The organism is Desulfobacterales bacterium (assembly GCA_028704555.1).
Taxonomy (GTDB): Bacteria; Desulfobacterota; Desulfobacteria; order Desulfobacterales; family JAQWFD01; genus JAQWFD01.
Window position 1 is genome coordinate 1 of record JAQWFD010000058.1, and the last position, 13,726, is coordinate 13,726.

At 53.9% G+C, this 13,726-nt stretch carries 9 protein-coding genes and 1 other RNA gene; 6 read left to right on the plus strand and 4 right to left on the minus strand.

The genetic code is table 11. From position 1 onward, the window contains the following. The coding region (locus PHQ97_15055) for a hypothetical protein (GenBank protein MDD4394050.1) at positions 1 to 3,764 on the minus strand (3,764 nt) is incomplete at its 3' end. Between the two features lie 211 nt (positions 3,765 to 3,975). Here PHQ97_15055 and glpX point away from each other — a divergent pair. Beyond that, the gene (gene glpX / locus PHQ97_15060; protein ID MDD4394051.1) at positions 3,976 to 4,959 is read left to right on the plus strand and encodes a class II fructose-bisphosphatase; all 984 of its coding nucleotides are present in this window, start codon (positions 3,976 to 3,978) and stop codon (positions 4,957 to 4,959) included. 472 nt (positions 4,960 to 5,431) lie between these two features. Next, a complete protein-coding gene (locus PHQ97_15065; GenBank protein MDD4394052.1) occupies positions 5,432 to 7,153 on the plus strand; it encodes an ABC-ATPase domain-containing protein in 1,722 nt (573 codons plus the stop codon). 63 nt (positions 7,154 to 7,216) lie between these two features. Here the strand turns inward: PHQ97_15065 and PHQ97_15070 are convergent, their stop codons facing one another. From PHQ97_15070 to PHQ97_15080, 3 genes are read right to left on the minus strand one after another with little or no spacing between them, the layout of a single operon-like run. Further along, the gene (locus PHQ97_15070) at positions 7,217 to 8,260 is read right to left on the minus strand and encodes a zinc-dependent alcohol dehydrogenase family protein (protein MDD4394053.1); all 1,044 of its coding nucleotides are present in this window, start codon (positions 8,258 to 8,260) and stop codon (positions 7,217 to 7,219) included. Continuing rightward, entirely contained in the window at positions 8,257 to 9,075 is an 819-nt protein-coding gene (locus tag PHQ97_15075; GenBank protein ID MDD4394054.1) for a DUF6125 family protein, read from the minus strand. The genes PHQ97_15070 and PHQ97_15075 overlap by 4 nt, the downstream gene beginning before the upstream one ends. Before the next feature lie 10 nt (positions 9,076 to 9,085). Continuing rightward, positions 9,086 to 9,736 (minus strand): TIGR00730 family Rossman fold protein, encoded by a 651-nt coding sequence (locus PHQ97_15080; GenBank protein MDD4394055.1) that lies wholly within the window; start codon positions 9,734 to 9,736, stop codon positions 9,086 to 9,088. 422 nt (positions 9,737 to 10,158) lie between these two features. On the opposite strand from PHQ97_15080, the gene PHQ97_15085 reads away from it, so the two are divergent. The 4 genes from PHQ97_15085 (at position 10,159) to ssrA (ending at position 13,410) form a co-directional block, all read left to right on the plus strand. After that, positions 10,159 to 10,440, plus strand: coding sequence for an HPr family phosphocarrier protein (locus PHQ97_15085; protein MDD4394056.1), 282 nt, complete (start codon positions 10,159 to 10,161; stop codon positions 10,438 to 10,440). A 6-nt stretch (positions 10,441 to 10,446) separates the two neighbouring features. Then, positions 10,447 to 12,207: a phosphoenolpyruvate--protein phosphotransferase gene (ptsP, locus tag PHQ97_15090; GenBank protein ID MDD4394057.1), complete on the plus strand. Its 1,761-nt coding sequence runs from the start codon at positions 10,447 to 10,449 to the stop codon at positions 12,205 to 12,207. Between the two features lie 99 nt (positions 12,208 to 12,306). After that, a complete protein-coding gene (gene smpB, locus PHQ97_15095; protein MDD4394058.1) occupies positions 12,307 to 12,780 on the plus strand; it encodes an SsrA-binding protein SmpB in 474 nt (157 codons plus the stop codon). A 279-nt stretch (positions 12,781 to 13,059) separates the two neighbouring features. Next, positions 13,060 to 13,410, plus strand: a transfer-messenger RNA (tmRNA) gene (gene ssrA, locus PHQ97_15100). Positions 13,411 to 13,726: the final 316 nt, after the last annotated feature.

A 13,726-nucleotide genomic window follows, 5' to 3' on the forward strand; every position in this document is an offset into this window, starting at 1 on the left:
GCCGTTGTCCACAGGAACAAAAGGACCTGCGTGGCGTTAAAAGCAGCCCAGTGCTCGGGGGGCGGCTGCCTTTTTCGCAGGCCAAGTGCGATCAGCCACCCGACAACAATCAGGGCTACCAGGGGGTGAACCTGCGTCAGACCAAGGCCCAGAAGCAGCCAGTGATGCATTTTGAGCGGCGTGAAGGGAACCCGGCTCAGACCGGCTGCCGCGATCAGCACGACGATCAGATAACTCCAGAACAATACCGCGGGGCCGAGGCGCGGGCCGCCTGCCCATAGAATCCAGCGGTTCCGGGGTATGTGAAAAGTGATATCGGCATTGACGGCCGGCTCTCCGATATGGACCGGCGGACTCTGGCAGATCAGGGAGGAAGCGGCCGGCTGATGCCATTCGAGCCGGATGGTCTGTGCGCCGGGCTTGAGTGGCACGATGACCTTCTGGTTTTCCTGACGGATGGGCTGCAACTGGTTGTTGATTTTTACCAGCTGCAGATCTGCATCATCCGGCAGGATGAATGGATGCTGTCCCCCGCGGCTGGTCCGGACCGACAATGTCAGCGCTGCCTTGTTAAATCGCTGTCCCGGGGTCCATTCCAGATGGGTCGAATCGATGGTGACAATCTGTCCCGGGATGGCTTCAGGCCGGGAGATGCTTATGCTGACCTGCTCTTTCGGCCACGGCCGCCATTCCGGCCGCCACTGGCCGTTGTCGTTCTGGTGATGGATGGCGGGTATTCCGGTAAATTCGCAATGCCAGACCGGGCTTGCGTCCAGAATCCATGTTTCGGCCCAGGCGGTCGATCCGGGGGCACTCAGTTCAATGTCCGGTGCCATCTCCAGATCCGACAGGAACTGGATTTTACGGTCTTCAGATCCGAAATTGATCAGGGCCTGCCGGTTTTCCACCTGGATGCCGGAGGTGGTGACCGATTCTCCCGGAATCAGCGGCAGGGACAGGACCACCGGCGTTCCGGTCGGTGTGAGCCGGGTGATGACCGTCGATATCTGCCAGGACAGGCCCAGATGCAGGGTCCTGCCGACATGAAGAAAGGGCGGAAGCACGCTGCCGTTGACGGGCCTGGCTTCACCGCTTCTGGTTTCTGCCCGGGTCAGCTGGAGAGCGGCTTCGGTCCGGCCATCGGGATGCACGCCTTTAATTGTCCACCCGCTGCTGCTGACCGTTGTGTGCCGTGGGGGCAGGGGCAGCGGGATATGAATCGTATCGGCGCCTCCGGTGCTGCCGGACAGAATGAGGCGGTGAATGCCTTCGGGAACCAGCGCCCAGAGCATCGGGTTGGTGCCTGAAACGGTTTTGGAAAGCCCCTGTGCCGGGTGATCGTCCAGCAGGACGGATTGCGGCATCCAGGAATTCAAGGCCCCCGGCAGGGGAACAGCGGTTTGGCAGGCGGCGTGGATATCTAACTGAATCCGGATCTGATCCGCGGTTGCATTCAGGTCCATTGCAACAATGGATGCGCAGTTTGGCAGACAGTCCGGCGGCTCCAGCAGTCGCTCCTGAAGTTGTTTCAACAGATCCGGCGGGGGAAAATCGGCAGGCTGCGTCTGGGCGCCGGTGATGTGCGGTGACAGGATCAGCACCGCTGCCATGAGCCCGGCTGCCGCTGTCGGAAAGAGTTTTCCGGCCACCTGCCGCCATTTTTTCGGGTCAATGAAGCCTGAGATCAACCCCGCCAGCAACAGGACTCTCACAAAAGCGAGCGCGAGGTTTACTGCCGGTGACAGAAACCAGAGGCGGATGCTCTGGTCTTTATGCACGGGACCGTTCCATTTCAGACTGAAGCGGTTCCATCGCCAGTCCGGCAGCCCCGGGCCTGTCTGAATCAGCGCGTTCGGGTCCTGTGCCAGTACGGCTTGGGTGCGGACATCAGGCTCGGAAGAATCCGGTTTTTCCGAAATCAGACTTTTTGTCATACGTCTGGCGGATGTAAGCGGCATGGAGTCTCTGTCTTCACGTTTTTGAAGCGATCCGGCAATTTTGTCACTTACGGTGGATGACGGCCGGACGATGCTGCCGGGTTTTTCCAGCTGGGGATAAATGCCGGTTCGGATCTGGTGGACCATAAACGGTATGGAAGTGGCCAGCAGGACAACGACGGCGGCAATGGCCCACAGGTTGATGACTTTTTTGAACCAGCCGTCGGGAAGTATCCGGGACAGTGCCAGGGCGGCGACGATATGCAGCCATACCAGCCGCGGGGAACCGGCCTCATGATAAATCAGGACCAGCGTTGCCAGGGCCAGCAGGCCCCAGCTCCGATTTTTGAGCTTGTATATGGAAAGGGCGATCATCAGTACAACAAAAAAGTCCAGCAGGGTCCAGCGCTGAAACCAGGTCCCCGGCAGAACGTCCACTCCGTCTGCGGACAGAAGCCGCCATCCGGGAGGCAGGTTCAGAATCCCGGATACGCTCTCAAATCCGTGATCCCATCCGACCGCGGGCACCCGCGTGATGGAGGCGGTAAGCCGGGAGTCGGCTTCCAGGTGAAGGCTTCCGCGACGCAGCTCGACTCCGGGTTTTTTATCCCTGCCCCGGGCCGTGATCAGCTGATCCTTTCCATCGACCGATACCCGTCCCAGCTGTGTGGGCGGGTTCATCCACAGGCTCCACTGGCGGCTCATGGTACCGGTGATGGTATCCTGTATGGTATATCCGGTGCCGTCAAAATCCAGCCACCAGGTTTTCTGAAGCGTCAGTCGGTCCGGAGCCGGATCAGGGTCTCCGCGGCGGATGGTCGTAAATTTTAATGTGCTGTCAGGTTCAATGATATAGGCGGGAAACTGCTTCCATTCTTCAGGCATATCGGTCTGTCCGGGTTCTACGGGAGCCGCCCCGGTCAGTTTGACCATCCGGAGATGGTTCTGGGACTGAAACGACCAGATTTCCGGGCCATAGGGCGTCGCCACCGGTTCGATCTGCTCGATGGGAGATTCAAAGCGGGAGAGGATCCGGACTGCCCAGCGCCCGGGGCGGGCCTGTATCAGCAGCTGGCCGTCCGCTCCCAGCCTGGCCGGCAGCGGGCTGTCAAGGCGCATGGGGATCGAACCGTCCGGGAGCATATTTTCGAGCGTTATTTCCCTGGCCTGTCCGGAAATGCTCAGGTCCAGGTGACTGGTCACGTTCATGGGGATGGTGTCGTTGAGCAGCCGAAACAGGCGAACGTCAACGCGGTTTTCCAGCACCTCCTCCTGTGCCCGCTTTTGAAGCCACAGCCGTCCGCCGGGGTCCAGAAACGGGCTGTTTGATTTTTTCCCGTTGATAAAGAGAGTGACCAGCCCTGCTTCGGCAGGGATATGGATCATTTCGGGGATTTTGGTCCATTTGAACGAGCCTTTTATCTGCCAGGTTCCCGGAAGAAGACGGATGGACGGGGTGTCGTTGCGCTCCATGACAGGCGCCGGTTCTCCATTTGCGGTTACACCGGCAGGCCATGTTCCGGGCGTTCCCGGCAGGTTCACCCAGCCCGGTGAAAATATCAGCCACCGGATTTCAAACCGGCCCCCCTCCGGTTCGATGTGAAGCGTCAGACGGGTCGGCCAGCTGCACCGGTGGGCGTTTTCGTCGTTAAAGTCGGTCGGGCACAGCTGATCTTCCATGCCGTGCAGGACCCATGCGGTCCAGTCCTGAAGCCCGGCAGGGATGTCAGCTGGGCCGGATGCGTCACAGGTGCCCTTGCAGGGCAATGCCATCAGAATCAGTAAAACGGACAGGACTGTCAGGCTTACGGAAACATGACGTTTCATATCGGATCTCCATGAGCGGGGGTTGATAAATTGTTTGGATAATTTATTTTGCATACCCTGTATTATCCGCTATCATATACCTTTGGAGAGTGCAAACAGCATATGCTGCCTGCAAGTATATCGTCAGTAAAGTTGATGGGTCCATTCGGGCTTGTTGACTTCTCTGAGTAGATTCTTATGAGTTCATCAATATTTATCCGGGAGAAATACCATGGAAATACCTCAACATAATTTTGCACTGGATCTGGTCCGGGTTACCGAAGCAGCGGCGCTGGCATCGGGCCGGTGGCTCGGCAAGGGGGATAAAGAATCCGGGGATGCGGCTGCCGTCAATGCCATGCGGCTGTCATTCAGCGTCATACAGTTCGATGGTACCGTCATTATCGGTGAAGGAGAAAAAGACAAGGCCCCGATGCTGTTCAACGGGGAGAAACTCGGGACTGGCCAGGGCATGAAAATGGATGTGGCCGTTGATCCGGTAGAAGGAACCCGCCTGCTGGCATATGGCCGGCCCAATGCCATTTCCGTGGTGGGGGTGGCACCGGCCGGAAGCATGTTCGATCCGGGGCACAGCTTTTATATGAAAAAACTGGTTGTCCCGGCTTCGGCCAGAGATGCCGTGGATATCGATGCCCCGGTTGGGGATAATTTAAAACACATCGCCCGGAAACTTGGCAAAGACGTGGATGACCTGGTGGTATTTGTACTGGATAAGCCCCGGCACCAGCAGCTGATTTCAGAGATCCGGAAGGCCGGTGCCCGGATTCAGCTTCACACGGACGGTGATGTGGCCGGCGCCCTGATGGCTGTTGATCCCTGCTGCTCAGTGGATGCGATGATCGGTACCGGAGGCACGCCCGAAGGGGTGCTGGCCGCCTGCGCCATCCGGGCACTGGGTGGGGAGCTGTTTGCGCGGCTGGATCCCCAGCTGCCGGAAGAACTCGAAGCGCTCCGGAAAGCGGGGAGGGATCTGCGTCAGGTGTACACGGCAAAGGATCTGGTCAACAGCGAAGAGGTCCTTTTCGCGGCAACCGGGATATCCGGAGGTAAATTTTTGTCAGGGGTTCGGTATACGGGTACCGGCGCCGTTACCCATTCTTTGGTGATCCGGGGGAAAACCGGCACGGTCCGGTATATCGAAGCCCACCATAACTGGGAAAAACTGATGCGGTTCAGTGCGGTCAAATATGATTAGGGCTCGATCATAATTGCGGCCACAATGTTGCGGTGCTCCGTCCCGCCCATTCCCGGCTTCTCCAACACGATCCGGGGGATGCCGGGACTATGAAGCTAAAGCGCAAAAACTCGGCGCGCCTCAAACAGTTTGCGCTTTTTAACGCTTCATAGTCCCGGCATCTTTTCCCCGGATCGCGCAATGTCGTACGCCGGGAACGGGCGGGACTCCGCGGCCACACTCCGGAACTATGGCCGAAGTTATGAGCGAGTCCGAAAAAAAGGACTGAGTGTCTGAGGGGTGGGATCTTTGCGTCCTTGTTTGAGGATGTTATAAGATAAAAGCTTCCTGTTTTTTATCTTTTGCCTCAAGCGAAGCGCTCCTCAAACGAAGTGGTCCTCAAGCGATAGCGGTCCTTAGTCCGCGCGATAGCGCGCTAAGTTAATTGAGATGGATCATCTGAAAAATGTCATAATCACACGGAAGGGGCGGGATGAAAACCGATTCGGCATTGAGGGAACTATTATCCGCAATAGACGGCAGGGGATATAAGGCCTACAGACAGATAGAAGGCAGATATCAGTTTGCCGGCTATGAGCTGGTCATCGCCCATGTGCAGGGGGATCCCTACGCGGCCGCCAGCCGGATTCATGTCCGGGTGCCGAGAAGCGCCTCGGGCTTTTTGCCCGATACCACCTCGAGCCGGAGCCGGAGGGTCGCACTGTGCGATTTTTTGACCCGGAAATTTTACGACAGCTGCCGGAAGCTGTCCCGCGGCAGCCGGGGAATCGGCAAAGGCGGGTTGATCACCATCGACCGGCCGGTCCAGGAGGTGCTTGAGCGAAATTCCATGACCATCGATGACCGATATGTTGAAGCCCGGTTTTTTATGGGCCTTCCGGCATTCGGGAGAAAAATTGCCGGCAGCGATGCCCGGGTCATGTTTTTTGAGGAGCTGCCCCGCATCGTTCAATCGTCCCTGTTTATGGCGCCGGTCGATCCGGGGGAACTTTACCGGCATATTTTTGCCGCAGAAGATGCCGATGCGTTGAGAGACCGGCTCGAATCGCTTCGTCTGACCGCTTTTGTGGCCGATGGCGCGCTGTTGCCCCGTAGCAGTGGAATCGATCCGGGTCCCATGAATAAGGATGAGGTGATTTTATTTAAATCTCCGGACCGGTTCAGGGTCGCCGTTGATCTTCCCAATTCGGGAACGGTGACAGGCATGGGAATTCCCGAAGGCGTGACCCTGATCGTGGGCGGGGGATATCACGGCAAATCCACGCTGCTCAACGCTTTGGAACTCGGGGTGTATAACCATCTTCCCGGTGACGGCAGAGAGCGGGTGGTTACCGTGGCCGGTGCCGTCAAAATCCGTGCCGCAGATGGCCGGCGGATCGAAAAAACCGATATTTCTGCCTTTATCGGAAACCTTCCCTTTGGCAAGTCAACCGATGCCTTTTCAACCGACAATGCCAGCGGCAGCACATCCCAGGCGGCCAATATCTGCGAAGCGCTTGAAATGGGGGCCAGGGTGCTCCTGCTGGATGAAGATACGTCAGCTACCAATTTCATGATTCGGGATCACCGGATGCAGATGCTGGTAACCCGGGAGAAAGAGCCGATTACTCCGTTTATTGACCGGGTCCGGCAGCTTTATGAACAAAAAGGGGTGTCAACCGTTCTGGTCATGGGCGGATGCGGGGATTATTTCGGGGTTGCCGATCATGTTATTCAGATGACGGACTATCTGCCCGCTGATGTCACCCGGGCCGCAAAAGACATTGCCAGAGACTGCGTTACGGGTCGAATGGAAGAAGGCGGGCCGTATTTTGGCCCGGTAACGGAGCGCATGCCGGATTCCGAAAGCGTCAATCCGTTCAGAAATGATGCCAGAATAAAAATTTCCGCCGCAGGATGCCGCCATATCCGTTTCGGGCGTCAGGAGATAGACCTGTGGGATATGGAGCAGATCGTCGATGAGGCCCAGACCCGGGCGATCGCCCATGCCATGTGTTATGCCACCCGGTACATGGACGGGAAAAATTCCCTGAAAGCAGTTGTTGACCGTGTCGTCAGGGATCTGGATCAGAACGGACTGGATATCCTGACTCCGTATATCACCGGAGATCTGGCGCGCTTCAGGTCCTTTGAACTGGCAGGGGCCATCAACCGGTTGAGATCTCTTAAGATGGAGCAGTTGGTTGCAGACTGAGGGGCGGTAGCTTTGCTTCTTATCTTTTGCCTCAAACGAAGTGCTCCTCGAGCGATAGCGGTCCTAAGTCCGCCCACCGGGCGCTATCTCCAGCACTTTTGCCCCCCGCACGTGTTTTTCTTTCAGTTCCACCAGGGCCGTATTGGCTTCTTCCAGCGGATAGACCTGAATTTCCGGTCGGATGGGGATCGCCGCCGCGAGCTGTAAAAATTCTTCGACATCTTTTGCGGTGACATTCGCAACGCTTTTGATTTCCTTTTCAAGCCACAGGTGAATCGGATAATCCAGATTCATCAGGTACGGCTGATCAGCCGATTCTTTGCGGATGGCATTGATGACGAGCCTGCCGCCACTTTTCAGATTTTTAAGGGCCTCCACCACCGGCTTCCAGGCGGGTGTGGTATCGATGATGCTGTCGAGTTTTTCCGGAGAATCATCTTCGGGGGATCCAGCCCATACAGCGCCAAGTTCTATTGCAAAAAGGCGCTCCTTTTCATGACGGGCAAACACAAAGACTCTGGAATTCGGAAATTTATGTCTTGCCATCATCAGTACCAGGTGGGCAGAGCCGCCAAATCCGGTGAGCCCCAGATTCTGACCGTCTTTAAGGCCGGTCAGCCGCAGTGACCGGTAGCCGATGGCGCCGGCGCACAGCAGGGGAGCGGCTTCAAGATCTGAAAAGCCCTCGGGAATGCGGTAGGCAAACCGCTCCGGCACGGTGGTCAGCTCGGCATAACCGCCATTGGCATCCCGGCCGGTAGCCCTGAATTGTGCGCACAGATTTTCATTGCCGGCCAGGCAATGGGAACAGGCCCCGCAGGCCGAATGAATCCAGGCAATTCCCACCCGGTCGCCGAGTTGAAATTTTTCAGTACCGGGCCCGTTCTGGACTACTCTTCCAACGATTTCATGGCCGAGAACTACCGGAAATAGCGGCGGCGGGGTTCGGCCTTCGATTTCGTCCAGCTCGGTATGGCAGACGCCGCAGGCGGATACGCTTACCAGAATTTCGCCATCTTTCGGGACCGGGTCAGCCAGCTCAGTCAGCACGAGGGGGGTTCTGTTTTCGGTGAGATTGCAGATTTGATTTAATACCATGGCTTTCATCTCGGGCTGTCTCCTTGTTTGAGGGTAAAGCGCCAGGCGCAGTACCATTGATCCGGATGCTTGTCAGGCGGGCATCCGATGCACTCGGTGGTGATCCTCGAATCAATGGCGCTGGCAAAATAGGGGTATTCCACCATGCCAGCGGATTTGCAGGGATAATCGTCAAGGCCTTTTCGTTTTCTGGCTGACTGAACGCGGCAGTCGTTCATCTGCAATATGAGACTGTCCGGGCTCTCATCAATGAGGGTCTGCGTGTTGATGCGCGCATACAGACGGAAATTGAGCGCTGTTTTGAGGCCCTCAAGTCCGGGGCGCTCCGGCAGGTCTAAAAAACGTTTGATGGACCAGGCTTCAAACGGTGAAAACTGAGCCCAGCAGGAATCGTTGCACCGTTTGGCATCGTTCATGCCGTTTGAAAATTCCACGGCCTGAAACCACACCCCGTCGTTTGCCAGCCAGTTGATACAGAGATCATTTAACAGCCTCAGCAGGGATTCTTTGGGCATGTTCAGCAGGGGGGCGGGGATGCCGTCTTTCATCTGAAACCCGAAAGCTTTTGAAAGCCGTTCCAACTGAATCTCAATACTTTTTTCAGAGGCGGTCTTCAAGGCTTCCAGCGCCTTTTCCATTCCCATCTGGTGCCGGATTTCGTTAAACCACAGGCCGTAATGAACCGCGATGCGATGAAACATGTCCAGAACAAGGCGGGCGACCTCTTCCCGGGGCAGATCGTCTATCATGTTGGGTTTAATTGGCATCGGTTGTAATTTAAACTTGATAAGCAGGGTTATCTCAGGTAATTTACCATCAGCCATCAGGGCCGCGTCAGATGATGACCACTTTTTTGACCGCTTTGACGATTTCTTCCGGGTCATCCATCACCTGAATAATGTCCATGTCTTCGGCGCTGATCCGGTTTTTTTTCAGAAATTGATCCTTGATCCAGTCGATAAGTCCGGACCAGTATTCCGATCCCACCATGATGACCGGAAACGGCTTGATCCGATGGGTCTGGATTAAAGTGACGGCTTCAAACAACTCATCCAGCGTTCCAAAGCCGCCCGGCATGACGATATAGGCCGAAGCGTATTTGACAAACATCAATTTACGGATAAAAAAATATTTGAATTGAAGCTGGGTGGAGGCATAGAGATTGGGTTTCTGTTCGAACGGCAGAACGATATTGAGCCCGACGGATGTGCCCCCAGCCTCGGTGGCGCCTTTATTGGCCGCTTCCATGATCCCGCCGCCGCCGCCGGTGATGACACCGAAATTGTTTTTGACAAATAAAGCGGCGGTCTGTTCGGCTGTATCATAATACGGGTCGCCCGGTTTAATCCTCGCGGAGCCGAATATGCTGACACAGGGGCCGATATCATGTAGCGTGTCGACACCTTCGACAAATTCTCCCATAATTTTGAATAAACGCCAGCTTTCTCCGGTTTTAAACGCATCGATCAGAAATTGTTTTTCCATGAGCATCCTGTTTCCGTTTGGTCGAAGTTTAATGATGTGGGTATCAACTATAATTGAATGTCTGTTAAGATTTAAAAATGTTGTTAGCATCGAATCGGATGAACATCAATTCAAATATGCCGGGTCAAATATGTCAGGCTGCGTATATACCTAAATGGAAGCCGGAAAACATTCAGTGGCTGTTTGCGTAATCGCTGGATTATCAATGCGTTAAAAATGCACAGAAAAAAAAACATAACAGGCGGGGACCGGCTTGTCAATGATTTGAGAATTGACATCCAGAGCGGTTCCTGATAAAAATTTAAATCTTTAAGTAGCCCCGTATCAACACAGTTAGGGTATTGTTGCTCCGGTCATAACGCTGTCTTAGGAAATTTTCAATAAAACACTCGGATTCAGGATATATTTTAGGTAGATATGAAATGGAACAGGCAGTGAAAGAATTGATCAAAGATGTAATGATTGTGAACGAGTTTGGACTTCATGCAAGAGCGGCAGCTCAGATAGCCTCTCTTGCGCAACTTGCCGGATCGAATGTCTGGATTGTCAAAGGGGGGCAGCGGGTGGATGCATCCAGTGTGATTGATATATTGACGCTGGCCTGCGCAAAGGGAGCTGATATCTCAATTAAAGTTGACGATGAATCCGACCTGGGAGTTTTAAATGATATTTGCGTATTGGTTGAAAATGGGTTTGGAGAATAATATCGCATGATCAGCTCAGATGACAACGACATCCTTATCAAGGGAATCAGTGCATCTCCGGGTATCTGTATCGGCAATGCCTACCTGGTCGGTGACGAAGGGGTTCATGTTGTCGAAAAATATGATATCGCGGAAGAATACCTTCAGGATGAAGTCCTGCGGTTTAAGACCGCGGTCAAAGGGGCTAGGGACAAGCTTCACGAGCTGATCGAAAATACACCGGAAGAATTTCGCCAGAATGCCTGTATTCTTGAAAGTCATACTGCCATCATCCAGGACAAAATGCTCTATGGGAAAACCATAGAAACCATAGAAACCGACCGGGTGAATGCGGAGTGGGCCTTAAAGAAAGTCGTTTCCGGCATCAAATCCATGTTCCAGAAAATTTCGGATCCGTATCTGAAGGAACGCTCGGACGATGTTTTCCATGTGGCCGGATATATCATGAAAAATCTGACCGGCGCCAAGACCGACACGATCGCGGATATTGACAAACGGGTGATTCTGGTGGCGCACGATCTGTCCCCGGCCGAAACTTCGCAAATCAAACCCAAACAGGTCATGGCCGTCGTGATGGACCGGGGGGGCAAAGCCTCTCATACCGGTATCATTGCGCAGTCTTTTGAAATTCCGGCGGTGCTGGGGCTGGGTAATGCCACCTCGCTGATCAGCAACGAAGACGTGATTATCGTTGACGGAGTTGCCGGTATCGTGGTGGTGAATCCCACGGACCGGACGCTTTCCGAGTATGTACAGCGAAAGGAACGCTATGAACGGCACAAGGCCGACATCAGCCGCGACAGCCATGCCGTTGCACAAACTCTGGACGGTTGTCAGCTTCAAGTCATGGCGAATATCGAAATGCCGGAAAATGTGCTTTCCGCCATTTATCACGGCGGGGATGGTATCGGCCTGTACCGGACCGAATTTCAGTATCTGGGGCGACCGGACTTTCCCAGCGAAGATGAGCTGTTTGAAAAATACCGGGATGTGCTGGAAGTGATGTCTCCCAAACCGGTGACTATCCGTACCCTGGACATCAACGGGGATAAAGCCATCGCCAACGGCTCGATGATCGTGGAAAAAAATCCGGCTCTCGGACTTCGCGCCATCCGGTACTGTCTGAAGAGAACCGATATTTTTATCACCCAGCTCCGGGCCATTTTAAGGGCTGCTGCCTATGGCAATACCCGCATCATGTTTCCGATGATTTCCAGCTGTGATGAGGTTCGCGAAGCCAAACGGCTTCTCTCCGAGGCTGCCGATGCGCTTGAGCGCGAAGGGGTCAGGTGCAACCGGGATATCGAGATCGGCATCATGATCGAAATTCCCTCCGCTGCGGTCATGGCGGATGTACTGGCAGATGAGGTCGATTTTTTCAGCATCGGAACCAATGATCTGATTCAGTACATGATCGCCATTGACAGAGGAAACCGGCAGGTCGCTCATCTGTACCGCCCGCTGCATCCGGCGGTGATTCGAATCATCAGCTATGTGGCTAAAATCGCAAAACGAAAAGGCATTAAAGTGGCCATGTGCGGAGAGATGGCCGGCGATCCGGCAAATATTCCTGTGCTGCTGGGACTGGGTATCGATGAGCTGAGCATGAACCCCCAGTCCATTCCCGAAGTGAAAAATGCGATCCGGTGCATCAGTATCAAGTACGCGAAAAACTTCGTGAAACAGATAATGAAACAGAAAAACGCCGATGATATTCTGAAGATGGTTCAGGATAATTACAGCGATATCATTTTCAGTGATATATGATGAGATCGTAAAAGCCGCATGCCGGACAGCGCCGGCTGAAGGGTTTGTGTAATATTTTCAGATTGCGGTCCGGAGTTTTTATAGAGGAGTAAAAGGGCCTTGGAGCTTAAGCACATAAAAATAGTGGCTGAAAACCGAAAAGCCAGGCATGATTATTACATCATTGAAGAATTTGAAGCAGGCATGGTCCTCACGGGGACGGAAGTCAAATCCATGAGATCGGGTCGTGCCAACCTGAAAGATTCTTATGCCAGGATTAAAAATGGTGAGATGTTCGTATACCAGATGCATATCAGCCCCTATCCGTTTGCCTATTATGAAAATCATGAACCGCTGAGGCCCCGAAAGCTGCTGCTTCATAAAACCGAGATTCGGAAACTCTACGGAAAGGTGAATGAAAAAGGATTTTCACTTGTTCCGCTGCGGGTCTATTTTAAAAACGGCAAGGTAAAGCTGCTGCTGGCCCTTTGCCGGGGAAAGCATGCCTATGACAAGCGGGAGACTCTCCGGCAGCAGGATGGCAAGAGGGAACTGGACAGAGCCCGGAAAGATTATGTGTCGTCAAGATATTAAAGACATGTTAGGGCCTCGGAAGGAATAAACTCCACAATCTTGCTTGCTTTTTTGCCCGCCTTCCGCGTTGCATCAAAGAGCACACGCAACAAACATGCCCTATTTGATACGCCTTGAAGACGGCCAGATATCCTGCGCAATCTTTGTGGATTTTATTCCTTCCGAGGCCCTTATACGAATTGTTTTTGCCCGATTTGCCTTGACAAAACGGGTTGACCTGCTTATTTTAGATTAGAACTTTTTCCATCAAATGTTTATGGTTCTTTTCCATAAACCTCCGGGGGCGAAATGGTTTCGACGGGGGTAACGAAATATTGGCTGCATACCGAGCTTCCACCAACTCGTTAAACGGTGGGAATAAATATAATCGCTGACGATTATAATTACGCTTTAGCCGCTTAGGCTAACGTTCTTCCGGATTTTCTCCTGCGGGTCCGGTAAGAGCGTCGACTAGCAGGATAGCTTATCCCGGGTTTCCTGTACCGGGTGCTGCGAACACTTTACAGGATAGTCCGTTAAGCATCCAGCCTGAAGGAGGCTTGGCGCGGCGAATGCAAACTTCAGGACAAGTATGTAGAGGTCAATATGGAATGCTTTCGGACGCGGGTTCAACTCCCGCCGCCTCCACCATTTAAGAAAGACAAACCCGTCTCTCTGGGGTCATTCTCCGGGGTGACGGGTTTTCTTTTTCTCCTTGTTTATAAAGGGTTTGCGCCCGTTTCACATCTTTCCAAAGCACCTCTTCGCACCATCGATTCTCCCCATCCTCCCGCCTTTTTTTCTCTGTTTGGCCCCTGATTCTCTGTTTTCTCCGGACCAAGTCCGAAGCTCGTCCGGAAAGCTACATCCTTGATTGATATGGGTTTGCGGCTGGTTGCCGTTTTGGGCGGTTGTCTTAGGTCATCGCTCGATGCCGCAACCGGACGTTTTTTTCGAAATCACCCGC